This is a genomic window from Kitasatospora sp. NPDC004614, from assembly GCF_042873675.1.
Classification (GTDB): Bacteria; Actinomycetota; Actinomycetes; order Streptomycetales; family Streptomycetaceae; genus Kitasatospora.
This window is the reverse complement of the sequence record NZ_JBIALR010000012.1, coordinates 201,333-224,013: the sequence shown is the minus strand read 5'-3', so window position 1 is coordinate 224,013 and position 22,681 is coordinate 201,333. Positions and strand designations below refer to the sequence as shown.

Here is a 22,681-nt window from a genome sequence, read left to right as displayed (position 1 = left end):
GCCCCACAACTCCCCGTTCGGACCAGGTCAGTTGGGGTTTCGGTATGGGTTCCCTTCAGTCGCCGGTCCGTTGAACGGACCCGATCATTGCCCGCTCGCGATGATCGCGCCACTGTGTTTTTCATCCGGGAACGGAACGCCGGAGCTCCTGCGGAGCTCAGACGGGCCGTCCACTCGCACCACACAAGGAGGCAGCTATGAGCTCCATCAAGACGAGCGCCAAGCAGTTCAAGTACGTCATGGGCGCGCTGACCGCCGTCTTCTTCGGCGCCTGCTCGGCCAGCTGACGTAGAACCCCGGGGGTGGGGGCGGCGAGCCGCCCCCACCCCTTCGTCCTGTTCGAGGTACGAGGGAGGCATCAGTGCTGGAGACCGCTGTCCGGCAGGTGCAGGTGGCCACGGCCATGGTGTTCGGCCGACGGCTGAACGTACGGGCCGTGGAACGGCTGGTCGCCGACGCGCTCGTCACGCTGGAGGAGTTCGGCTCGCTCGGCGACGACGTCGACGAACTGGCCGACGGACCGTTCACCGATCCGGCCGAGCGCCGCGACCTGCAGAACCGGGCGCTCCAGCGCACCGTGCGCAGGCTCGCCAAACGCTCGCCCTTCTACCGGGAACGGCTCACCGGCGTGGACCCGGACGGGATCACCACCGAGACGCTCACCCGCATCCCGGTGACCCGCAAGGCCGACCTGCTCGCCCGCCCCGCCGACTTCCTGTGCAGCGACCCGTACCTGGTGACGCAAACCACCGGCACCACCGGCGCGCCGGTCCAGATCTGGCTCTCCCGCTACGAGATGGAGCTGTGGCCCGCCCTGATCGCGCTGTCCCTGGTGCTCCGCGGCGACCTCGGCCCCGGCGACCGGATGCAGATCAACCTCAGCTCGCGGGCGACCGCCGCCGTACAGGAGGACGTCGAGGTGTGCCGCCTCGCCAACGCCGCCTGTCACGTCGTCGGACAGATCCCGCCCGAGGAGTCCGTCGAGCACCTGCTCGGGCGCTCCGGCCCCCGGCCGACGGTGCTCACCGGGAACCCCAGCTACCTCGCCCGCATGGTGAGCGTCGCCCGCGAACGCGGATACGGGCCGCAGGACTTCGGGCTGCGCGCGGTCTACGCCGGAGGGGAGATGCTGTCGCGCAACCTGGCGGCCGCCTTCCGCGAGACCTTCGGCGCACGCACCGTCGGCGACTCCTTCGGCATGACCGAGCTGCTGCCCGTCAGCGGCCGCACCTGCACCCACCATCACCTGCACATCGACCCCAACATGGGGTACACGGAGGTCCTCGACCTGGAGACGGGCGAGCCCGCCGGGCCCGGCCGCCTCGGCGAGCTGACGGTCACCCCGTACTTCCCCTACCGGGAATGCATGCCCGTCCTGCGGTACAACACCGGTGACGTGGTCCGCACCCTGGACGGCGAGCCCACCTGCGAACTCGCCTCGGTCCCCGCGGTCTCCCACATCCTCGGCAAGGCCGGACAGCTCTACCGCACCGCCGACACCATCGTCACCCCGCGCGACATCGTCGAGGCGCTGGACGGCACCCCCGGCCTGCCGTGGCCGCTGCGCCACCGGGCCGAGATCACCGACCGGGGCCGGCTGCACGTGGAGGTCGTCTCCAAGGAACTCGGCGCGGCCGACGTGACGATGCGACTGCGGGCCGAGGGCATCGACGCCGACGTCACCGTCCTGCCGCTGGACGACGCGGAAGCGGCACTGCGCTTCCCGCTCCGCTGCGACCTGCTGGAGCACACCTTCACCCGGAGCCACGCATGACGGTCTTCTTCCAGCTCGCGGTCAGCTGCACCCTGGCGCTCGCGGTGTGCGTCGGCGCCGTCGGCTACTTCCGCACCGTCCGCACCCCCCGGCCGCCGATCGGGGTCTTCAACGGCGCCGACATCTTCATGATGATGGGCTTCGTCCTGGCGCTGCCGTACCTCTACCTGGCGCTGCCCGGCGCGGTCCTGCCGGCGGTACTCGCGCTGGCCTTCGCCGGCGGGCTGTCCGTCGGCTACCAGCCCGTCATCGGTGACGGACGGCTGCGCTGGGCGCTGATCGCCACGCTGATCGCGGCCGTGCTCGGCACCCACCTCGCATTCGGCGACACCTCCGCGCCGTACTGGATCGCCAACAGCTGCGTCGTCGGCCTGGTCGTCGTCTCCGCCACCAACATCAACGTCCAGGGCGGGATGCGGCTGAAGAACGTCGCGTGGTTCCTGCTCGCACTCGCCGCCTACGACGCGTTCTTCGCCTGGGTCGTCCCACTGACCGAGGAACTGTCCGACGCGATCCAGGGCTACCCCTTCGCCCCCGCGGCCGGGCTCCGCATCGGGGAGAACCTCGGCTCCGTACTCGGCATGGGCGACCTGCTGGCCTACGCCCTCTTCACCACCGCCGCCTACAAGGCCTACGGCAAGGCAGGCCTGCGCACCGGAATCACACTGGTCGTGCTCTTCGGCGCCGTGGCCCCGGTAGCCACCCTGCACCTCATCGACGCCGTCACCGGGCACCCCGCGGCCCTGATCCCGGCCCAGGTCTTCTTCGGCCCGGCAGCCTTCATCGGCCACCTCCTCCTCCGCCGCCGGGGCCCCGAACGCCGGATGGCCGAACTCACGTTCCGCCGCGACCGAATCGGAACCCCGGGCCGGCAGCCGGCCCGCAGGTCACCGGACCTGGCGGCCCCTGCCGCGGCCGGAAACGGGACGCGAGGGGCGGTTCAGCAATAGGTGACCTGGACGATGCAGCTCTGCTCGTGCCGAACGACCGTCAGGTACTCGACCATGCCGCCGGGGAGGTAGGCCGTCCCGCTCTTCGGGTTCTCACCTCGGTACAGGGTTCCGTCGAGCCAGCGGGCGGCTGCCGCGCGGACCAGCTCGTCGGCGGTCCTCTCGACCTCGGCGACGAAGGCGGGCGGGGCGTCACCGGCGACGTACTGCTCGTCCGGCAGGTACTCCCAGGACCAGGTCATCCGCCGAGCGCCCGGTATGCGCCGCGGATGATCTCGCTCACCGCCAAGGCGTGACCGCGGGACTCGGCCGGGTCCGTCGCCGCGTGCATCAGGTATTCGGCCCGGCGCAGCCTGGACGCGGTCTGCGGGTCGCGCCCGATCTCGACCACGGCGGCCCAGCGCAGCAGGAAGCCGCGGAGGGGATCGAGGCTGTCCGACTCGACAGCCGGCGTGATCGCTTCCGTCTGCTCGGCCAGCATCTCGGGCAGCCGCTCCGGCGCGACCACGGCCAGCGCCGCCTTGAGCGCGGCGGCCGTCCGCTCCGGACGTGGGATCAACTCACCGATGGGAAATTCCGGCGGCGCGGCCACTTCTCCTCCGTACGCTCGGTCCGCCCCCCACGCTACCGCCCCGGCACTCCCCCACCGCTCCGCCTCCGGAAACGGCCTCCGGCCCCGGGGCCACCACTCCACCGGGTGTTCGGTGACGGGGTCCACCTGGGGGGGCGTGTGCGGACATGCGGGGGCTCCTTGAGAACGCGTCCACGGCCGCGCCAGGCACCAACCCCGGGCGGACCAGAGCTCTTCCGCCGATTAGAAGTCAGACCCTCTCGATACGCTGAGCGCACACGGCTGCTCGACCCGGCTCAGGAGGTACGGCATGTCGGCCGAGATGATCACCCCCGCCTGGATGCACCGTCAGATCACGGCATCGGAGTACGAGTCCTGGTCTGCCGAGCAGTGCAGCGGAATCGAGATCGTGGACGGGATGGTCGTCGTGAGCCCGAGTGCGTCGATTCGGCACAACCGGCTGGCCCGGGTCCTGGCGAACGCGCTGGACGCCGCGGGCGGGGCGGAGTGGAACGCGGACACGGACTTCGACGTCCGTCTGCAGGACGTGCCGCTGAACAACCGGCGCCCGGACGTGGTGGTGTACCGGGCGGACGCCATCGATGTGGTGCCGATCAGGCCGGAGCATGTGCTGCTGGTGGTCGAGGTGGTGTCGCCGGGGTCGGAGACCACGGACCGGGTGGTGAAGGTCGACCAGTACGCGCGGGCCGGGATCGGGTTCTACTGGCGGGTCGAGCAGGCCGCGACGGGGCTGCCGCTGGTGTACACGCACGTGCTCGACCCGGCGAGCGGCAGCTATCGCGACGGGCCGGTGTTCACCGGGGAGGTGCGGGTCGCGGCGCCGTTCGCCGTGGAGGTGGATCTCACCCCGTGAGGGTCACTCGTCCTTGGGGTCGGGCTGCTCGGTGAAGTCGATCTTCTTGAAGCGGGCGTTCATGGACTTCAGGAGGAACCAGGTGGCGATGCCGAGGACGGCGAAGACGACGAAGCCGAGGAGGCCGGGGGTGACCTTGGTTTCGTCGAGGGCGAGGTCGGCGGCGAGCTGGGTGACGTTCACGGGGGTGCTCATTCATCCATGGTGACCCGGCCCTACGCGGGCCGGGTCACCGGGGGGTGGGTCGTACGGGTTACTTCCGGAGGCCGGCGAAGAGGTCGGTCTCGGGGAGGTCGGTGTCGATCAGGGACTTCGCGAGTTCGTAGTCCTCGGTGGGCCAGACGTCGCGCTGGATGTCGATCGGGACGCGGAACCAGGGGCCGTCGGGGTCGATCTGGGTGGCGTGGGCGATCAGGGCCTTGTCGCGGATCTCGAAGTACTCTCCGCAGTCGACCCGGGTGGTGATCTCCCGCTCGGCACGGCCGGACTTCTCCCAGCCTTCGATCCACTCGCCGTAGGGCGAGTCGTGGCCGTTCTCGGTGAGGTAGGCGTGCAGGGCGCGGATGCGGCCCATCGGGAAGCCGTGGTTGTAGTAGAGCTTGAGGGGCTGCCAGGGCTCGCCGGCCTCGGGGTAGGCCTCGGGGTCTCCGGCGGCTTCGAAGGCCGCCATGGTGATCTTGTGGGTCATGATGTGGTCGGGGTGCGGGTAGCCGCCGTTCTCGTCGTACGTGGTGATCACGTGCGGGCGGAACTCGCGGATCAGCTTGACCAGGGTGCCGGCCGCCACGTCCACGTCCTCGAGGGCGAAGCAGCCCTCGGGCAGCGGGGGCAGCGGGTCGCCCTCGGGCAGGCCGGAGTCGACGTAGCCGAGCCATGCCTGCTGGACGCCGAGGATCTCCCGGGCGGCGTCCATCTCCTTGCGGCGCACTTCGTGAATGTTCTCCTCGACCCACGGGTCGCCCTGCAGCTTGGGGTTGAGGATCGACCCCCGCTCGCCGCCGGTGCAGGTGGCGACGAGGACCTCCACCCCCTGGGCCACGTACATCGCCATGGTGGCGGCGCCCTTGCTGGACTCGTCGTCCGGGTGCGCGTGTACCGCCATCAACCGCAACTGCTCGCTCAACGCCTGGGTCCCTTCCAGGTAACAAAAAATGTCCGCTTCGTCGGGCCGGCTCCCCCGCCGCCTCTGGCGCGGACGTGCCCCTCCTATAGTGACGGACTGGAGGGCGCGTCCATTCCCGCGGACGGCCGAGCGTTCCTCCGCGAAAGGACCGAGCCGCGCCATGGACCAGAGCCCTACGCCCCAGCAGCCCCTCGCGCCCCCGGTGGGCCGCTACAGCCGGTCCGACGACCGGACGACCGACCGCCGGCTGCGGATCGCCGGTGTCGTGTTCGGGGTGCTGCTGGTGGGCCTGATCGCCTGGCTCGGCACGTCCTACCTGCTGCGCGAGACGAAGCTGAACGGTACGGTGCCGACCTTCCAGCCGGTGTCCGACAGCGAGCTCCAGTTGCAGCTGTCGGTGCGCAAGAGCGAGGGCACCTCCGGCGTGTGCACGGTCCGCACGCAGGGCGCGGACGGCGCGGTGGTCGGCCAGTCGGACTTCCAGATCCCGGCCGAGGGCACCAGCTACGACAAGGTCGTGACGCTGCGGACCACCTCCCGGGGCTCCACCGCGGAGCTGCTCGGCTGCACGCCCAACAAGTAGCGGCCCGCGCCCGAATAGGCGCCGGAAGGCGCCGGAAGACGCCCGGAGCCGCCGGGAAGGGTGAGCGAACACTCTTTGCTCCGCTCACCCTTTCGAGCGCATAGTCGAAGGTGCGGGACGGCCTCGCCCCCCGCAGCCCTTCCCGCCTGTACGGGGAACTTGTTAGGCTCGTGATTTCGCCCCTTCCCTGCCGAATGGCACGGAAGCGGGCGTTGCTTTGCATCTGCCCAGAAAATCGCCCACTGCTGCCGAACCACCCTCGCAGCAGCGCCAGCACGACGAGGAGCACCCTGTGACCCAGACCAACGACGACGTGACCTGGCTCACTCAGGACCACTACAGCAAGCTGAAGGCCGAGCTTGACCACCTGACCGGGCCCTGGCGCATCGAGATCGCGAAGAAGATCGAGGCCGCCCGCGAGGAGGGCGACCTCAAGGAGAACGCCGGCTACCACGCGGCCAAGGACGAGCAGGGCAAGACCGAGGCGCGCATCCGTCAGCTGTCCCAGCTGCTGGAGCGGGCGAAGGTCGGCGAGGCTCCGGCCGACTCCGGTGTGGTGGCGCCGGGCATGCTGGTGACGGTGGCCTTCGACGGCGACCTGGACGACACCATGGAGTTCCTGCTGGCCTCCCGCGAGGTCACCGACGGCGACATCGACGTGTACTCGCCGCAGTCCCCGCTGGGCCGCGCCATCACCGGCAAGTCGGTCGGCGAGGACGCCGTGTACGAGCTGCCGAACGGCAAGAAGGCCGGCGTGAAGATCGTCGACGCCAAGCCGTTCTCCGGCTGAGCCTCCCGCAGCACGACGACGGACGGCCGCTCCCCCGGGGGGGGGGAGCGGCCGTCCGGTCGTTCACCAGCAGAAAGCTCAGCCTGCGGCGCGGCGGTACTTGCGCACCGACAGCCAGGAGAACAGCGCCATGATGATCAGCGACCAGCCGATCGACACCAGCACGGCGTGCTGCATCGGCCAGGCGTCGGGCGTCGGGCCGAGCTGGTTGCCGAACAGGCTGCGGCAGGCCTGCACGGTGGCGGAGAACGGGTTCCAGTAGGCGATCGGCTGCAGCCAGCCGGGCATCGAGCTGACCGGCACGAAGGCGTTGGAGATGAAGGTCAGCGGGAACAGCCAGATCAGGCCGGCCGAGGTGGCGGCCTCGGGGCTGCGCACCGACAGGCCGATCAGCGCGCCGATCCAGGAGAACGCGTAGCCGAGCAGCAGCAGCAGGCCGAACGCGGCGAGCGCCTTCAGGATGCCGTCGTGGATCCGCCAGCCGACCAGCAGCGCGACCAGGGCGAGCACCACCACGGTGAACGCGGTCTGCACCAGGTCGGCGAGGGTGCGGCCGGTGAGCACCGCCGCACGCGACATCGGCAGCGAGCGGAACCGGTCGACCAGGCCCTTGGTCATGTCCTCCGCGATACCGGCCGAGGCACCGGCCACCGCGAAGGTGACGGTCTGCGCGAAGATGCCCGCCATCAGGTACTCGATGTACACCTCGTGGCTGGGCTGGGCGCCGGGGATGGCGATCGCGCCGCCCATCACGTACGAGAACAGCAGCACGAACATCACCGGCTGCATGAGACCGAAGACCACGATTTCGGGAATTCGGGTCATTCGCCGCAAATTGCGCTTCGCGACCACCCAGGAGTCGTGCAGGGTGGCGGAGACGCCGCGGCGGGGGGCTACGGGGACGGGGCCGATCGCCGCGTCCGGCAGTGCGGTGGTCATCTCAGGCGTCCTTCCCGTGGCCGCGACGGCCCTTCTTCGCCGGCTGCTCGCCCTCGTCGGCACCGCCGTCGCCCTCGGTGACGTGGCCGGTGAGGGAGAGGAAGACGTCGTCGAGGGTGGGGCGGCGCAGGCCGATGTCGTCGATTTCGATGGAGCGGGCGTCCAGTTCGCGGATGGCGTCGGCGAGGACCTTGGCGCCGCCGCTGACCGGGACGGTGATCCGGCGGGTGTTCTTCTCCACCGCCGGATCGCCCTTCGCGAACGGGGTGAGCGCGGCGACCGCCTCGGGGATCAGGTCGGAGCGGTGCACGACGACCTCGATGCGCTCGCCGCCGATCTGGGCCTTCAGCTCGTCGGCGGTGCCGCGGGCGATCACCTTGCCGTGGTCGACCACCGCGATGTCGTGGGCGAGGCGGTCGGCCTCCTCCAGGTACTGGGTGGTGAGCAGCAGCGTGGTGCCCTGCTCCACCAGGGTCTCGATGACCTCCCAGAGCGCGAGCCGGTTGCGCGGGTCGAGTCCGGTGGTGGGCTCGTCCAGGAACATCACCGGCGGGCGGACCACCAGCGCGGCGGCCAGGTCGAGGCGGCGGCGCATGCCGCCGGAGTAGGTCTTGGCGGTGCGGTCCATGGCCTCGGTGAGGTTGAACCACTCCAGCAGCTCCACCGCCCGCTTCTTCGCGTCGCGGGCGCTCATCTGGTAGAGCTCGCCGACCATCTGGAGGTTCTCGCGGCCGGTGAGGTACTCGTCCACGGCGGCGTACTGGCCGGACAGGCCGATCAGGCTGCGTACCTGGTTGGGGTGCTTGAGGACGTCGACGCCGGCCACGGTGGCCCGCCCGGAGTCCGGTTGGAGCAAGGTGGTCAGAACGCGCACGGCGGTGGTCTTGCCGGCGCCGTTGGGGCCGAGCAGTCCGAGCACGGTGCCTTCGGGGACGTCCAGACTGACGCCGTCGAGGGCGCGTACGTCACCGAAGGTCTTGACCAGGTTCTCGGCTTCGATGGCTGACGCCATGGTCCTGCCTCATCTCCCTGAAGTCGGGGTCCTGAAGTCGGAGGTGTGGAGTCGGTGGACGAGCCCGTTTTGGGCGCAGATCACCCACTCTGTTACCTGAGCGCGCCAACGGCAAGCTCGCGATACATCGCAAGATGCTGCCACTCGCGATATATCGCGTCAACCCGAACAGGTGACCCGCGTCTCGGCGCCGGGGCTCGGCGCCGTGCCCGGTGCCGCGCCGTCAGTGCGAGACCACGTAGCCGTCCTCGCGCAGCTCCCCGATCACCGCCGCGCAGTGCTCCGGACCCTTGGTCTCCAGGTGCAGGTCCACCTCGACCTCGGTCAGGCCCAGCTGCGGGTCGATCCGCACGTGCGCGACGTCCAGCACGTTGGCGTCCACCCGGGTCAGCACGCCCAGCAGGTCCGCCAGCGCGCCCGGCTTGTCGGCCAGCCGGACCCGCAGCGACAGGTAGCGGCCCGCTGCGGCCAGGCCGTGCCGCAGCACCCGCTGCATCAGCTGCGGGTCGATGTTGCCGCCGGACAGCACGCCGACCACCGGGCCCTCGAACCGGCCCGGCTCGGCCAGCAGCGCGGCGATCGGCGCCGCCCCGGCGGGCTCGACCACCAGCTTGAGCCGCTCCAGGCCGATCAGCAGCGCCCGGGACAGCTCGTCCTCGGAGACCGTCCGCACCCCGTCCGCGAGCGAGTTGATCACCTCGAACGGGATGTCGCCCGGGCGGCCGACCATGATCCCGTCGGCCATGGTGGAGAACCGCTCCAGCGAGACCGGGCGGCCCGCGGCCAGCGACAACGGGTACGCCGCCGCGGTGGCCGCCTGCACGCCGATCACCCGGACGTCCGGGCGCAGCGCCTTGATCGCGATCGCCACGCCCGCCAGCAGCCCGCCGCCGCCGGTGCCGACCAGCACGGTGCGCACCTCGGGGCACTGCTCCAGGATCTCCAGGCCGACGGTGGCCTGACCGGTGATCACGTCCCAGTGGTCGAAGGGGTGGATGAACACCGCGCCAGTGGCGTCGGCGTACTCGCGCGCCGCCTGCAGCGCCTGGTCGACGTTGGCGCCGTGCAGCCGCACCTCGGCGCCGTACTCGCGGGTGGCGGCGACCTTCGGCAGCGGCGCGGCGAGCGGCATGAAGACGGTGGAGCGCACACCGAGCAGCGCGGCGGCCAGCGCCACGCCCTGCGCGTGGTTGCCCGCACTGGCGGCGACCACGCCGCCGGCCCGCTCCACCGGCAGCAGGCCGGCGATCCGCAGGTACGCGCCGCGCAACTTGAACGAGCCGGTGCGCTGGAGGTTCTCGCACTTCAGGTGGACAGGCGTACCGGCCAGCCCGGACAGGTGGCGGCTGCTCTGCATCGGGGTGACCCTGGCCACCCCGGCGAGCATCTTCTGTGCGCCGCGGACGTCGTCGAGTGTGATCGGCCAGTTCTGCATGAAGATCAGCCTAGGCCGAGGCGGTTCCGATGCCCGCCGGGCGCGCGTACGCTGCTGGGCACGAGTCGCCCGCACCCCCGTGAGCCGCGATGAGCCTGCCCCCGCCCGACGTGCCCGACGCCCCCGACCCCGATTGCCGACTCCCCTACCAGGTCGCGGTGTTCGCCCGGCGGATCAGTGCCGCCGCGGCGCTCGACCGGGCCGCGTTCCTGCTGCTGGACCAGCTCGCCGCCGGCGGGCCGGCCAATGTGAAGACACTGGCGGCCGCGCTGGGCGTGGACTCCTCCACGGTGACCCGGCAGGCCGCGCCGCTGCTGCGCGAACACCTGCTGGCCCGGGTGCCGTACCCGGCCGACCGGCGCGCGGCACTGCTCGCACTGACCCCGCTCGGGGCCGGGCGCCTGGCGCAGGTGCACGAGCAGCGGCGGCAGTTGATCGCCGAACTGACGGCCGACTGGACGGCGGACGAGCGGACGCTGTTCTGCGCGCTGCTGGAACGCTTCAACGACGGCCTGCGCAACCAGCGTTGACGCCCAGGTGGCTCAACTCACAAATGCACAAACGGTATTACCATCCGCGCGGTCCAACGGCGGTCCGCACAGCCGCCGTTGAACCGCGCCGGAACGGCGATCAGCCGAGCGCCTGCTCCAGGTCGGCGAGCAGGTCGGCGGCGGACTCGATGCCGACCGAGATGCGCACCAGGTCGGCGGGCACCTCGAGCGGGGAGCCGGCCGCGGAGGCGTGGGTCATCCGGCCGGGGTGCTCGATCAGCGACTCGACGCCGCCCAGCGACTCGCCGAGGGTGAACAGCTGCGCGCGGTTGCACACCTCGACGGCGGCCTCCTCGCCACCGGCGACCCGGAACGAGACCATGCCACCGAACGCCTTCATCTGCTTGGCGGCGATGTCGTGCCCGGGGTGGGTGGGCAGGCCGGGGTACAGCACCTGCGTCACCTTCGGGTGCGCGGAGAGCAGTTCGGCGATCCGGGCGGCGTTGTCGGAGTGACGGTCCATCCGGACGCCGAGGGTCTTGATGCCGCGCAGCACCAGCCAGGCGTCGAACGGGCCGGAGACGGCGCCCATCGAGTTCTGGTGGTAGGCGACCTGCTCGGCGAGGCCGGCGTCGGCGACCACCAGGGCGCCGCCGACCACGTCGGAGTGGCCGCCCATGTACTTGGTGGTGGAGTGCACGACGACGTCGGCGCCGAGCGACAGCGGCTGCTGCAGGTAGGGGCTGGCGAAGGTGTTGTCGACGATCAGCAGGGCGCCGGCGGCGTGCGCGATCTCGGCGACGGCGGTCAGGTCGGTGATGCCGAGCAGCGGGTTGGAGGGGGTCTCCACCCACACCGCGCGGGTGTTGGGGCGGATCGCCTCGCGCACCTTCTCGGGGTGGTGGGTGTCGGCGACGGAGAAGTCGACGCCCCAGCGGGTCAGCACCTTGGCGAACAGCCGGAAGGTGCCGCCGTAGGCGTCGTTGGGGATCACGATGTGGTCGCCGGGCTTGAGGATGGTCCGCAGCAGGGTGTCCTCGGCGGCCAGGCCGGAGGCGAAGGCGAGGCCGCGGGAGCCGCCCTCGATCGCGGCGAGGCACTCCTCCAGGGCGGTGCGGGTGGGGTTCGCGGAGCGGCTGTACTCGTAGCCCTCGCGGAGTCCGCCGACGCCGTCCTGCTTGTAGGTGGACACCTGGTAGATCGGCGTCACGACTGCCCCGGTCCGGGGGTCCGCTTCCTGGCCCGCGTGGATGGCGAGGGTTTCGAAGCCGTGGGAAAGCTGGTGCTCGGTCATGCGGTCGAGCCTAGTGCGGCGGACGGATCACGGGTGGCGGTTGGGCGGGTCCGTCGTGGCGGCGCGTCAGGCGGCCGTGACGCCACCTCAATCGCTTCGCGAAGGGCCAGGTCGTACCGCTACGATCTGCCAGCCGCACACACGATCGACTTCTTGGGGGCGCGGAATGTCCACCGAGCGCACCGGCATGCGCACTTCCACCCGGGCCCTGCTGGCGGTCACGCTGCTCGCCGGGTTCTACCTGCTCGCGGCGGCCATCGTGGCCGGCCTGGTCTGGCTGAACTTCGAACTGATCGTCAACACCGGCCGGTTCAGCCTGGGAACGGCCAAGATCGTGCTGTTCAGCGCCGCCATCGCCTACCCGGTGGTGCGGGTGGTGTTCCTGACCCGCCGTCCGCGTGACGACAGCCACGACGGCCTGCCGCTGACCCGCGAGGAGCAGCCCGAGCTGTGGGACCGGGTCGACCGGATCGCCGCGGCCACCGGTGTCCGTGGCCCGGCCGAGATCCGCCTGGTGCCGCAGGTCAACGCCGGCGTGTACGAGGAGACCAAGCTGCTCGGCCTGATACCGGGCCCCCGCCACCTGGTGATCGGCGCGCCGCTGCTGATCGGCCTGACCGAGGCCGAACTGGACTCGGTGCTCGCCCACGAGTTCGGCCACTACGCCAACAACGACGTCCGCCTGGCGGCCGCCACCGTGGCCGGCCGCGCCGCCATCGGGCACACCATCGCGACCCTGCACCACGGCGCCGACCAGAACGTCGCCGAGCGGACCTCCGAGATCGCCGCGAAGAACGCCGCCCGGGAGGCCCGCGGCCGCAAGGCCCGCGACACGGACGCGGGCAACGGCGGCGTCGAGCGCTACCTCGCCAAGCTGTTCACCCTGTACGCCAAGCTGTACTTCCGGGTGTCCGAGTCGATCAGCCGCAGCCAGGAGTACGCCGCCGACCGGCACGCCGCCCGGATCGCCGGCCGCGACGCCACCGCCTCCGCGCTGCGCCGCATCCCCGTGCTGGACGCCGCGCAGGGCTTCTACCTGAACAGCTACGCCACCATGGGCGTGGGCGCCGGACTGCTCCCGCTGCCCGGCCAGTTCTTCGGCGGCCTGGACCGCCTGCTGACCGACCCCGAGCGCCGCGAGGAGCTCACCGGGATGGGCATGGAGCTGCCCGACGAGCAGCCCGACCCGTACGACTCGCACCCGCCGATCAAGCAGCGGGTCGCCGCCGTCGAGGCCCTGCCGGACACCCCGGGCCTGCCCGGCCTCGGCGAGGACCGGCCCGCGCTCGGGCTGCTGCGCGACCCGCAGCGGCGGCTGGCCGAGCTGGAGACGCTGGCGCTGATCCCGGAGGCCGCGCAGATGCGCCGCCTGGACTGGCCGGAGCTGGTCCACGAAGCGATGCTCGCGTACGCCCGCGAGGAGGCCGAGCCGGTGCTGCGCGCGCTCACCGACAGCGGCCTGCCCGGCACCGCCGAGGCGATGCTGGACGCGCTGGACGCCGGGCGCTCGGCGGAGATCGCCGGGCGGCTGCCGCAGAGCCAGGAGTCCGCCCAGGCCACCGGCCGGGCCGCCCGCGAGTTCCACCGCCCGCTGCTGCGCCGGGCCCTGCGCGCGCTGACGGTGCTCGCCCTGGCCTCGCGGCAGCAGGCCCGCTGGGAGCTGTCCTGGAGCCGCCCGGCCGCCCTGGTGCTGCCCGGCGACACCGGCGAGCGGCTGCCCGCGGCGCTGGACGCCGCCGTCGCCGACGTACCCGACACCGCCCCGCTGCGCGCCCTGCTGGCCGAGGCCGCCGCCCCGGCCGACCCGCAGTCCTGACCCCCCGGAGAACCGTTCGATGGACGCTCGTCTGATCCTGCTCATCCCGCTGGTCCTGATCGCCGCCCTCAAGCTGGCCCCCTGGCTGATGAAGCGCCGCGTCGCCACTCTGAACGCCCGCACCGAGGAGGCCAAGGCCACCATCGCCCGGTACGAGGAGGCGGAGCGGAAGCGGCGGACCATCTACCCGGCCGACCACGGACTGGTCCCCGGGGACGAGCTGATCCTGGATCCGGGCCTGGCCGGCCCGGACGTGGACGCGGCGCTGGCCGCCCTCGAGGCGGGCGACTGGCACCCGGTCGCCGACCTGCTCACCGCCGCCGCGGGCGACCACGACCGGCGCCGGGGCCTGATGCGCCGCTTCGCGGAGCCCGCCGCCGAGAACGACGCCTGGCTGCTGGCCTGGCGCGCCGAGCAGCCGGACAACGCGGACGCCGCGATCCTCGCCCAGGACTCGCTGGTCGTGCTGGCCTGGAACGTGCGCACCAGCCAGCGGGCCGCCGCGGTCACCTCGGAGCGCTGGGCCGCGTTCCGCAAGGTGCTGGGCGACGCCGAGGCGGCCGCCGCCGAGGCCGTCCGGCTCGCCGACCCGGCCGACCCGCTGCCGTTCGTCGCCCAGATCCCGCTGGCGATGGGCCAGAGCTGGGACAACGAGCGCTTCCGGGCGCTCTGGCAGGAGATCGTCTCCCGCGACCCGCACAACTTCTCCGCCCACACCGGCGCCTTGCAGTACTGGTGCGCCAAGTGGAAGGGCAGCCACGAGGAGATGCACGCCTTCGTGGACGCCGCGATCGCCGCCGCCCCGAAGGGCAGCCTGCTGTCCGCGCTCAAGCTGGAGGCGTACTTCGAGCAGTTCGAGGGGAACAAGGAGCCGTACACCGCCCCCGAGGTGCAGGCCGCCGTGGCCGCGGTGCTGGCCGACCTGGAACTGGCCGACCCCGACGACCGCCACCGCCGCTACGCGCACGGCTGGCTGGTCTGGGTGCTGGCCCAGGCAGGCCGGCCCGCCGACGCGATGCCGCACCTGCGGGCGCTCGGCCCGATCGTCCCCGAGCCGTGGACGTACTGGGCGGACCCGGTCGACAGGTTCGTCACCCGGCGCATCGACATCGTGCTGGCGGCCACCGCGGACTGACCGCCGTGCCTGGCGCGATCCGCGACGGTTGCCGAGGATGGGAACGTCAGCCGTGCCCCCGTTGCCGAGCCCGGCGACGGGGGCACGGGGCGTTGTCGGCCGGAGGTGAGTGGTAATGGCCGGGTTGGTACGGATGAATCTGGACTCCCCCGAGGAGGTCCGCCCGTTCGAAGACGGCAAGGGGCAGGTATCGCTGGTGAACCTGAAGTCCGGCGGCGTCGGCCGGGGCGTGTTCGAGCCGGGCTGGCGCTGGTCGAAGCACGTGAAGCCGATCGCCGGCACCGACAGCTGCCAGGCCTCGCACGCCGGGTACGTGATCTCGGGCCGGATGCGGATCGAGATGGACGACGGCCAGGCCGAGGAGTTCGGCGCGGGCGACGTGATGATCTGCCCGCCCGGCCACGACGCCTGGGTGCTGGGCGACGTGGCCTGCGTGGTCCTCGACTGGCAGGGCTTCACCGACTACGCGAAGCGCAGCTGATTCCCGCTCAGCCGGCCCGCCGCACCTCGTGCATGAAGCAGCCGTACTCGACAGCCCGCACATGCACCACGGCGATCTCCGGGTCGGTCAGCAACTCGGCGGCCAGCTCGGGCAGTTCGTCCGGCTCGCCGACCCGGCCGCCGAGGATCCGGCCGTTCGCGGAGTAGGCCCGCAGCACTCGCTGCCCGCCGTGGAAGCCGTCCGGCCAGCCGCCCGCGAAGCCCTCGCACGGGTCGGCGTGCACGAACACCGGCCCGGTCTCCAGGTACGCTCCCGGGTCGCAGCCGGTCTCCTCGGCCCAGCGCCGCAGCGGCGCGTACGACAGCAGAACGATCCGGTCGCCGGGGCGGGCCCGGGTGAGGCAGCACCGCAGCGGCGAGCCGCCGTCCTCGGTGACGGTGACGGGGTGGCAGCGCCCGCTGTCGTCGAGCCGCCGCAGTTCGGCGAGCGTCTGCGCGGGGACGGCCCGCACGTCGAGGGTGGTGTCGGTGGTGTTCATGGCCCCCAGCCTGCGCGAACCGGGCGCGGCGGTCCGGCGGGTTCCGGACGTCGCGCTGCGGCACCACCTGCTGGCGGGCGCGAGCTGCGCGGCACGCTCGGGGTCGGCGTTGTCGGTGGCGGGGGCTGCAGCGATCGTGTCCGCGTTGGCGCCGGGGGAGATGATCTACGCGGAGATAGTCTCCGCAGGGATGACCTCCTCGCCGTGATCACTTGTGTTCGCGTCGCGATCACTTGCGACATGGGCGAGATGATCTACGCGGAGATGGACTGGCCGGGCCGAGCCGGAGCAAGGCGACGGCCCACCGCAACCGGGGCTGCGACGGGCCGTGAGGCGAACGGGGGTTGACTGATGGTCAGCCCTTGATGGCGTCCGCGAAGTCCTTGATGTCCTGGAACGACAGGCCGGCCGCGTTGAGGTTCTTGGCCTTGTCGTGGTCGATGCCGGCGGCGGCCAGCTCGGCGTACTGTGCGTCGGTCAGCGGGGTGGCGTCCGGGCCGTCCGAGCCGAAGCCGCTGCCCTTGCCGCCGGCCTTGCCACCGGGGGCGGCCATCGACATGAAGGCCTCCCCGAGCTTCTGCAGGTCGAGCTCGGTGGCGCCGCTGGGGGCGTCGATGGCCGGCGCGTCGGAGTTGATGCCGAGCCGGAGCGGGAAGTGCGCCGAGGCGTCGGGCTTGTCGGCGAGCTGCATCAGGTCGAAGGTGATGGCCTGCGCCTTGCCGCCCTTGATCATCACGTCGGCGGCGATCTTGCGGTCCGGGATGTCCTCGAAGTCGCCGGTCGGCAGCGACGGGAGGGCGTCCTTGCCGGTGGCGGCCTTCTCGACGGTCTTCGCCAGGCCCTCGATCAGCGGACGCGCCTGGGCGGAGACCTCGATGACGTCGGCGTCGCCGGACTTGCCCTTGTCCTCCACCGAGGTGTTCTTGGAGATCACGGCCTTCACCGACTTGACCAGGCCCCGGAGCTCCGCCGGGTCCATCCCGGGCATCGCGTCCAGCGGCGAGCCCGAGCTGACGCCCGCGTCGGCGCCGGGGGCCTTCGACTTCTTGATCTCGTCCTGCATCTTCTTCACGTCCAGCGAGACCCACTTGCCGTCGACCACGTCCTTGATCGGACCGGCCTCGGCGGGCAGCACGGAGACGAACTCGTCGACCTCCTTGGTGTCCTTGCCGGCGAGCTCGGCGATGCCGCGGACGTCCGCCTTCAGGTACATCCGCTCGCCGACCAGGCGGACGTCCGCGTAGGTCTTGCCGGACTTCTTGGCGCTCAGCGAGTAGGCGACCGCCACGCCCTTGAGGTCGTACGAGTCGTTCGTGGTGTCGGAGGTGTTGAACTTGAACACCTCGGTGTCCTTGAGCGGCTTGTCGGCGCTCAGCGACACATTCAGCACCAGGTCGGACAGCAGGTCCGCGCTCTTCTTCTCGATCGGGTCGTCAACTGCCTTGCCGAAGGCGACGATCTGGTCCGACGTGGCGTCGAAGGAGAGCTGGAGGCTCATCGACTTGGCGTCGCCGAGCTTCTTGAACGCCCCGGTGACCTTCTGGCCGGCGCTCAGCTTCTCGGCGGTACCGCAGGCGGTGACGCCCGCGGCGATCAGGACGGCTCCGGTGGTGACGGCTATGCCGGCGCGGACAGACCGGCTGGTGGCGGTGTTGATGGCTGAACTCCTGTGCCTGAAGGCGGAACTCGGGCCCGATCGGCCCTGCCGCGGAGGCAAGCTCAACACACCCGCATGCCCCCCCGCATGCGAATATTTTTACCATTCGTTTAGGACACTCTCACGGCGCCCCCACCTTGTCGTGAGAGACTCCCCCGCCTGACGGGGCGTCAGAGCGCGCTGCCGGCCTTCCAGTCCGCCCAGGACATGTTCCAGCCGTTCAGTCCGTTCGACGGATTCACCGTGCGGTCACCGGAGTTGACCACCTCGACCACGTCGCCGACCATCGAGCTCGCAAAGAACCGGGCAGCGCTGGTGGTCGTGCTGTTGCCGCCCTGCACGTCCTGCAGCGCGATGCAGCCGTGGCTGGTGTTGGAGTTGCCGAACTGGGACGCCGCCGACCAGTAGTTGCCGTGGATGAAGGTGCCGGAGGTGGTGAGCCGCTGCGCGTGCGGCACGTCCGGGATGTCGTACTCGCTGCCCAGGCCGACCGTGGCGGAGTTCATCCGGGTCTCCTTGTAGCGCTCGGAGATCACCATCTTGCCGCCCCAGGTGCGGTGGTCGGGCGAGCCGCCGATCACCGGGTAGGTGGCGGTGACCTTGCCGTCGGTGGTGACGGTGAGGGTGTCGGCCTTCAGGTCGGCGACCGAGGTCTGGCTGCGGCCGACGGTGAACGTGACGTCCTTGGACTGGGTGCCGTAGACGCCCGTGGCGCCAGCCACGTCCTTCAGCCGCAGCTTCAGCGTGACGGTGGTGCCCTTGGCCCAGTACTGCTGCGGGCGGAACTCCAGCCGGGTCGAGTCGTACCAGTGGCCGACGATCTCCACCGGCGGGTCGGAGACCACGGTGATCGCCTGCTGGACGGCCTTGCGGTCGGTGATCGCCTTGTTGAAGTTGATCGTCACCGGCATGCCGACGCCGACCGTGGTGCCGTCCTCGGGGTTGAAGTACCCGACGAAGGTGTTGGCCGGGGAGGCGGTGGAGAAGCTCGCGTTGGCGTCCGCGGGGCGCTTGTCCTTGTCCTCGGCCGCGGCGGCGACGGTGTACTTGCTGCCGCTGATGAGCGGCGCGGTGGTGGTCCAGCTGGCGCCGTCGGCGGCCAGCTGGCCGGCTATCTGCTTGCCCGCGCCGTCGGTGACGGTGACCGAGGTGAGCGTGCCGTCCTGCACGGTGACGGTGACCGGCGCGGTGAACGGCGCGGCGGTCGCGCCGTCGGCCGGGGTGATGGCGATCTGCGCGACGGACGCCTTCGGGCTGGTCGACGGGCTCTGGCCGCCCGCGCTCGCACCGCTGCCGACCGGAGTGGACTTGCCGTCGCCGCTCTGGCACGCGGCCAGCAGCAGCACGGGGGCGCCGAGCAGCCCGGCGAGTACGCCGCGCCGGCTCCAGCTGCCGCCGAGCGGCCCGTCCTGCTTCTCGGCTGCGGTCACGTCCACGCTCCTCGGTCCCTGGATCTCTCAAGATCACTCAAAAATGTGCAGATCATACGAGAGTACTCAAGAGGTCCAAAGAACGGACAAAAAGGCCCGGTCCGGAGATCCTCAGGTTCCAGGGATCTCCGGACCGGGCCTGAGCGCGAAAGCGCCGGGGCTCACTTCACCTCGTACTCGTCCCAGCCCTCGTCGTCCGGGTCGTAGTCGGTCGTGGCGGACTCCCAGGTCGCGGAGGCGAGCTCCACGCCGGGAACGCCGCCGAGCAGCGCCACCGGGTCGACGAAGTGGGCGAGCGAACCGGTCGGGTCCACCTCGATCGCCTCGATGGCCTGGGCGCGCTCCTCGTCGTCCAGGTACTCGTCGTCCGCGACCTGGGTCAGGGCGGCGGCCTTCAGGGCCTGCTCGTCGGTGATCTCGGCGATCAGCTCGATGGTGAGGCGAACGTAACGGGGGGCGTCCTGCTCGGGCAGGTCAATGCTGCTGGTCATGACAGCGAGCGTAGGGGGTCGCACGGCCCATCCGGAAACGGCCCTCGCGGCTCCGGACGCGGCCAGGGTCTGTCCGGTCGATCTTGTCGGATCAGCGCGCGGCTCCGGACGCGGCGAGGGCCGGGCCGGGCAACAACCCGGACCGGCCCTGCCGCCTCCGCGCGCACTCCCCCACCCGGGAGTACGCGGAAGCCGCGCCTCACGACGCGATGTTCGCCACGGGCGCCGTCACACCCTGAACCTGCCAGGGGCGGGACGACGGCAGCCCCGCGGACCGGGCCCGGCGGACGGGTCAGGCCGACCGTCGGAACCCCTGGTGACCGCGGCGGCCGGAGAGCCGCTCCCGACCCCCGCCGTCACCGTTTTCCCGGCTTTTCTTGCCGTGTCCACCACCATGCCCGAGCCGTGTTAACCGGATGATGCGCGCTTGTGACGTCCACGTACCGGGCGGGGCGCCGCCCCTGAGGGAACGTCAGTGACCGGCCCGGGCGGTCAGGAAGGCCAGCAGGTCCTGGCGGGTGACGATGCCCTGCGGCTTGCCCTCCACCAGCACCACCACCGCGTCGGCCTTCTCCAGCACCGTCATCAGGTTGGTCACCGACTCGCCGGAACCGACCACCGGCAGCGGCTTGGACATCACGTTGTCCAGCGTGTCGGTCAGCTCGATCCGCCCGTTGAACAGGCCGTCCAGCAGCTCGCGCTCGACCACCGAGCCGACCACCTCGCCCGCCATGATGTCCGGGTGCCCGGCGCCCGGGGAGACCACCGGCATCTGCGAGACGCCGAAGTCGCGCAGCACCCGCACCGCCTCGGCGACCGTCTCGCCCGGGTGCATGTGCACGAACTGCGGGATGCCCTCGTGCTCCACCGCGTCCTTGCGGGCCAGCACCTCGCCGATGTGCGCCTCGTCGGTGGCGGTCGGCAGGAAGCCGTAGTCGGCCATCCAGTCGTCGTTGAAGATCTTCGACAGGTAACCGCGGCCGCCGTCCGGCAGCAGCACCACCACGACGTCGTCCGGCCCCAGCTCGCGCGCCACCTCCAGCGCGGCCACCACGGCCATGCCGCAGGAACCGCCGACCAGCAGGCCCTCCTCCTTGGCCAGGCGGCGGGTCATCTGGAACGAGTCCTTGTCGGACACCGCGACGATCCGGTCCGCGACCTCGCGGTCGTAGGCGGTCGGCCAGAAGTCCTCGCCGACGCCCTCCACCAGGTACGGACGGCCGGTGCCGCCCGAGTACACCGAACCCTCCGGGTCCGCGCCGACCACCTGGACCTTCCCGCCGGACGCCTCCTTCAGGTACCGGCCGGTGCCCGAGATGGTGCCGCCGGTGCCGACGCCCGCCACGAAGTGGGTGATCCGGCCGTCCGTCTGCTCCCACAGCTCCGGGCCGGTGGAGTGGTAGTGCGACGCCGGGTTGTCCGGGTTCGAGTACTGGTCCGGCTTCCAGGCGTTCGGGGTCTCACGGACCAGCCGGTCCGAGACGTTGTAGTACGAGTCCGGGTGCTCCGGCGCGACCGCGGTCGGGCACACCACGACCTCGGCACCGTACGCCCGCAGGGTGTTGATCTTGTCCGTGGACACCTTGTCCGGGCACACGAAGATGCACTTGTAGCCCTTCTGCTGGGCCACGATCGCCAGCCCCACCCCGGTGTTGCCACTGGTGGGCTCGACGATGGTGCCACCCGGCTTGAGCGCGCCGGAGGCCTCCGCCGCCTCGATCATCCGCATCGCGATCCGGTCCTTGACCGAACCACCCGGATTGAAGTACTCGACCTTCGCCAGCACGGTGGCGGTGATGCCCTCGGTGACCTTGTTGAGCTTCACCAACGGGGTGTCGCCGACCAGCTCGATGATCGAATTGTGGTACCGCACGGGGGTCCTCCCGGTCCATGGCATGCCCTGATTGCCGAAACCCCCAGCCTAGGGCCCCCTTCGCACCCACCGTGCGCATCCACCCCATGTCTCCCGCCCCGCCCGAACAAACCGCTCGCGGCACCCACCGGCACTTCACCACCACCGAACATCAGCCCACGGAGAAGGCCCTCCGCCGCACAGACTTCGGAAAAACGACCTCAGCGCACCAGGCCCCACCGGGGCTCCGGGTGGGTGGTTGGTGGGGGTGGCCGGGTAGCGGGGCGGGGTGGGCGGGTACGTGGGCGGGTACGAGTCTGGGTGTAAGAGGAGAGGGGGTGGCCGATGGCCGGCTCGCAGGCGTCGAGGGTGCGGGTGGCACGGCGGATCGCCACGGCGGCCGCGTACGGCGGTGGCGGGCTGGGGCTGCTCGGGGTGGGGCTGGCGGGGGTGTTGCTGACCGAGAGCCGGATGGCGGTCCGGGCGATCGGGATCCTGGGCGGCGATCCGCCGCGCGCGGACGGGATGCACGGCGAGGCGTTCGCCGATCCGCTGGATTCGCGTCCGCCGCTGGTGGTGGCGTTCCTGGGCGATTCGACGGCCGCGGGCCTGGGCGTGCAGCGCGCGCAGGAGACGCCGGGCGCGCTGCTCTCCTCGGGGCTGGCGTCGGTCGCCGAGCGCCGGGTGCGGCTGGTGAACGTGGCGAAGTCGGGTGCCCGCTCGGGCGATCTCGCGAGGCAGGTGGAGCGGGCGCTGCCACACTGTCCGGACATCGCGGTGCTGATGATCGGTGCCAATGACGTGACCAGGCACGCTCCGGCGGCCACCAGTGTGCGGGAGCTGGGCGAGGCGGTGGGCCGGCTGGTCGCGGCGGGCTGCGAGGTGGTGGTGGGCACCTGCCCGGATCTGGGCACCATCAAGCCGGTGCGGCCGCCGCTGCGCTGGGTGGCGCGCCGGTTGAGCCGGCAGCTCGCGGCGGCGCAGACCATCGCGGTGGTGGAGGCCGGCGGCCGGACGGTCTCGCTGGGGTCGCTGCTGGGCCCGGAGTTCGCGACCCGTCCGGAACTGTTCGCCGCGGACCGCTACCACCCGTCCGCGCAGGGGTACGCGACGGCGTCGATGGCGTTGCTGCCGTCGGTGTGCGCGGCGCTCGACCTGTGGCCGCAGGACACGCCGTCCGCGGTGGGCGGGCCGTTGGAGCCGCAGGCGGTGCTGCCGGTGGCGGTGGCGGCCGCCGCGGCGGCGGGGCGTTCGGGCACCGAGGTGACGGCGGCGGGCCCGTCGAACGGCACCTGGCGGTGGGCGACGCTCAAGCAGCGCTTCCGGCTGGCGCTGCCGGGCGGCAACGCGGCGGGGCAGGATCCCGGGGCGGTCGCGGACCAGGAGTGGCCGCGGGCGATCGCGTCGGCCAACTCACATCCGGAGGCGGATGACGCCGGAGCTACCAAGCGGTAACTTTCCCCGGGAGATCCGTCGGATCGCAT

The 22,681-nt window shown here is 71.4% G+C and carries 24 protein-coding genes; 11 read left to right on the top strand and 13 right to left on the bottom strand.

From position 1 onward, the window contains the following. Positions 1-361 precede the first annotated feature (361 nt). Positions 362-1,774 carry a phenylacetate--CoA ligase family protein gene (locus ACFYST_RS24345; RefSeq protein ID WP_387865416.1) on the top strand — a complete coding sequence of 471 codons (1,413 nt, stop codon included), beginning with the start codon at positions 362-364 and terminating at the stop codon, positions 1,772-1,774. Then, positions 1,771-2,724: a hypothetical protein gene (locus ACFYST_RS24340; RefSeq protein ID WP_387637906.1), complete on the top strand. Its 954-nt coding sequence runs from the start codon at positions 1,771-1,773 to the stop codon at positions 2,722-2,724. The genes ACFYST_RS24345 and ACFYST_RS24340 overlap by 4 nt, the downstream gene beginning before the upstream one ends. On the opposite strand, the gene ACFYST_RS24335 is transcribed toward ACFYST_RS24340, so the two are convergent. After that, the gene (locus tag ACFYST_RS24335; RefSeq protein WP_387865413.1) at positions 2,715-2,966 is read right to left on the bottom strand and encodes a hypothetical protein; all 252 of its coding nucleotides are present in this window, start codon (positions 2,964-2,966) and stop codon (positions 2,715-2,717) included. The two genes, ACFYST_RS24340 and ACFYST_RS24335, sit on opposite strands and share 10 nt — an antisense overlap. Then, on the bottom strand, positions 2,963-3,316 hold the full coding sequence (locus ACFYST_RS24330) for a hypothetical protein (RefSeq protein WP_387865410.1): 354 nt from the start codon (positions 3,314-3,316) through the stop codon (positions 2,963-2,965). The genes ACFYST_RS24335 and ACFYST_RS24330 overlap by 4 nt, the downstream gene beginning before the upstream one ends. A 289-nt stretch (positions 3,317-3,605) precedes the next feature. Between ACFYST_RS24330 and ACFYST_RS24325 the strand changes: the two genes are divergently transcribed. Next, positions 3,606-4,169: a Uma2 family endonuclease gene (locus ACFYST_RS24325; RefSeq protein WP_387865407.1), complete on the top strand. Its 564-nt coding sequence runs from the start codon at positions 3,606-3,608 to the stop codon at positions 4,167-4,169. A 3-nt stretch (positions 4,170-4,172) separates the two neighbouring features. Here ACFYST_RS24325 and ACFYST_RS24320 read toward each other — a convergent pair whose 3' ends face one another. Both ACFYST_RS24320 and mca read right to left on the bottom strand, forming a co-directional pair. Then, positions 4,173-4,364, bottom strand: coding sequence for a hypothetical protein (locus tag ACFYST_RS24320; protein ID WP_043915807.1), 192 nt, complete (start codon positions 4,362-4,364; stop codon positions 4,173-4,175). Between the two features lie 58 nt (positions 4,365-4,422). Beyond that, positions 4,423-5,292, bottom strand: a complete 870-nt coding sequence (gene mca / locus ACFYST_RS24315) for a mycothiol conjugate amidase Mca (RefSeq protein ID WP_387637915.1) — start codon at positions 5,290-5,292, stop codon at positions 4,423-4,425. Between the two features lie 160 nt (positions 5,293-5,452). Here mca and ACFYST_RS24310 point away from each other — a divergent pair, with 160 nt between their 5' ends. Together ACFYST_RS24310 and greA are read left to right on the top strand one after the other, a co-directional pair. After that, a complete protein-coding gene (locus ACFYST_RS24310) occupies positions 5,453-5,875 on the top strand; it encodes a DUF4307 domain-containing protein (protein ID WP_387637918.1) in 423 nt (140 codons plus the stop codon). Positions 5,876-6,167: 292 nt separating this feature from the next. Beyond that, positions 6,168-6,665, top strand: a complete 498-nt coding sequence (greA, locus tag ACFYST_RS24305) for a transcription elongation factor GreA (protein ID WP_387637920.1) — start codon at positions 6,168-6,170, stop codon at positions 6,663-6,665. A gap of 78 nt (positions 6,666-6,743) precedes the next feature. Here the strand turns inward: greA and ACFYST_RS24300 are convergent, their stop codons facing one another. From ACFYST_RS24300 to ilvA, 3 genes are all read right to left on the bottom strand, one after another. Continuing rightward, the gene (locus ACFYST_RS24300; RefSeq protein ID WP_387637923.1) at positions 6,744-7,604 is read right to left on the bottom strand and encodes an ABC transporter permease; all 861 of its coding nucleotides are present in this window, start codon (positions 7,602-7,604) and stop codon (positions 6,744-6,746) included. A gap of 1 nt (position 7,605) precedes the next feature. Next, complete coding sequence (locus ACFYST_RS24295) at positions 7,606-8,616, bottom strand: ATP-binding cassette domain-containing protein (RefSeq protein WP_387637925.1); 1,011 nt, start codon at positions 8,614-8,616, stop codon at positions 7,606-7,608. Positions 8,617-8,839: 223 nt separating this feature from the next. After that, positions 8,840-10,051 (bottom strand): threonine ammonia-lyase, encoded by a 1,212-nt coding sequence (gene ilvA / locus ACFYST_RS24290; protein WP_387865405.1) that lies wholly within the window; start codon positions 10,049-10,051, stop codon positions 8,840-8,842. 89 nt (positions 10,052-10,140) lie between these two features. Between ilvA and ACFYST_RS24285 the strand changes: the two genes are divergently transcribed. After that, complete coding sequence (locus ACFYST_RS24285; protein ID WP_387637931.1) at positions 10,141-10,581, top strand: MarR family winged helix-turn-helix transcriptional regulator; 441 nt, start codon at positions 10,141-10,143, stop codon at positions 10,579-10,581. Positions 10,582-10,681: 100 nt separating this feature from the next. Here the strand turns inward: ACFYST_RS24285 and ACFYST_RS24280 are convergent, their stop codons facing one another. Further along, positions 10,682-11,836 (bottom strand): cystathionine gamma-synthase, encoded by a 1,155-nt coding sequence (locus ACFYST_RS24280; RefSeq protein ID WP_387865403.1) that lies wholly within the window; start codon positions 11,834-11,836, stop codon positions 10,682-10,684. A gap of 166 nt (positions 11,837-12,002) precedes the next feature. Between ACFYST_RS24280 and ACFYST_RS24275 the strand changes: the two genes are divergently transcribed. The 3 genes from ACFYST_RS24275 (at position 12,003) to ACFYST_RS24265 (ending at position 15,268) form a co-directional block, all read left to right on the top strand. Then, complete coding sequence (locus tag ACFYST_RS24275) at positions 12,003-13,652, top strand: M48 family metallopeptidase (RefSeq protein WP_387865400.1); 1,650 nt, start codon at positions 12,003-12,005, stop codon at positions 13,650-13,652. Positions 13,653-13,671: 19 nt separating this feature from the next. Beyond that, positions 13,672-14,787 carry a hypothetical protein gene (locus tag ACFYST_RS24270; RefSeq protein ID WP_387865397.1) on the top strand — a complete coding sequence of 372 codons (1,116 nt, stop codon included), beginning with the start codon at positions 13,672-13,674 and terminating at the stop codon, positions 14,785-14,787. Positions 14,788-14,902: 115 nt separating this feature from the next. After that, complete coding sequence (locus tag ACFYST_RS24265; protein ID WP_387637941.1) at positions 14,903-15,268, top strand: cupin domain-containing protein; 366 nt, start codon at positions 14,903-14,905, stop codon at positions 15,266-15,268. 7 nt (positions 15,269-15,275) lie between these two features. Here ACFYST_RS24265 and ACFYST_RS24260 read toward each other — a convergent pair whose 3' ends face one another. Then, a complete protein-coding gene (locus tag ACFYST_RS24260; protein WP_387865395.1) occupies positions 15,276-15,767 on the bottom strand; it encodes a DUF1203 domain-containing protein in 492 nt (163 codons plus the stop codon). On the opposite strand from ACFYST_RS24260, the gene ACFYST_RS24255 reads away from it, so the two are divergent. Continuing rightward, positions 15,766-15,975, top strand: coding sequence for a hypothetical protein (locus ACFYST_RS24255; RefSeq protein WP_387865392.1), 210 nt, complete (start codon positions 15,766-15,768; stop codon positions 15,973-15,975). The genes ACFYST_RS24260 and ACFYST_RS24255 overlap by 2 nt on opposite strands. A gap of 147 nt (positions 15,976-16,122) precedes the next feature. On the opposite strand, the gene ACFYST_RS24250 is transcribed toward ACFYST_RS24255, so the two are convergent. The 4 genes from ACFYST_RS24250 to ACFYST_RS24235 all read right to left on the bottom strand — a co-directional run bounded on the left by ACFYST_RS24250 (position 16,123) and on the right by ACFYST_RS24235 (position 21,242). Next, positions 16,123-17,484: a hypothetical protein gene (locus ACFYST_RS24250; protein WP_387865389.1), complete on the bottom strand. Its 1,362-nt coding sequence runs from the start codon at positions 17,482-17,484 to the stop codon at positions 16,123-16,125. A 110-nt stretch (positions 17,485-17,594) separates the two neighbouring features. Further along, a complete protein-coding gene (locus ACFYST_RS24245) occupies positions 17,595-18,860 on the bottom strand; it encodes an Ig-like domain-containing protein (protein WP_387865386.1) in 1,266 nt (421 codons plus the stop codon). 155 nt (positions 18,861-19,015) lie between these two features. Further along, positions 19,016-19,345 carry a hypothetical protein gene (locus ACFYST_RS24240; RefSeq protein WP_387865383.1) on the bottom strand — a complete coding sequence of 110 codons (330 nt, stop codon included), beginning with the start codon at positions 19,343-19,345 and terminating at the stop codon, positions 19,016-19,018. A 472-nt stretch (positions 19,346-19,817) separates the two neighbouring features. Next, positions 19,818-21,242 (bottom strand): cystathionine beta-synthase, encoded by a 1,425-nt coding sequence (locus ACFYST_RS24235; protein ID WP_387865381.1) that lies wholly within the window; start codon positions 21,240-21,242, stop codon positions 19,818-19,820. Positions 21,243-21,542: 300 nt separating this feature from the next. On the opposite strand from ACFYST_RS24235, the gene ACFYST_RS24230 reads away from it, so the two are divergent. Beyond that, positions 21,543-22,652 (top strand): SGNH/GDSL hydrolase family protein, encoded by a 1,110-nt coding sequence (locus tag ACFYST_RS24230; protein WP_387865379.1) that lies wholly within the window; start codon positions 21,543-21,545, stop codon positions 22,650-22,652. Positions 22,653-22,681 lie beyond the last annotated feature (29 nt).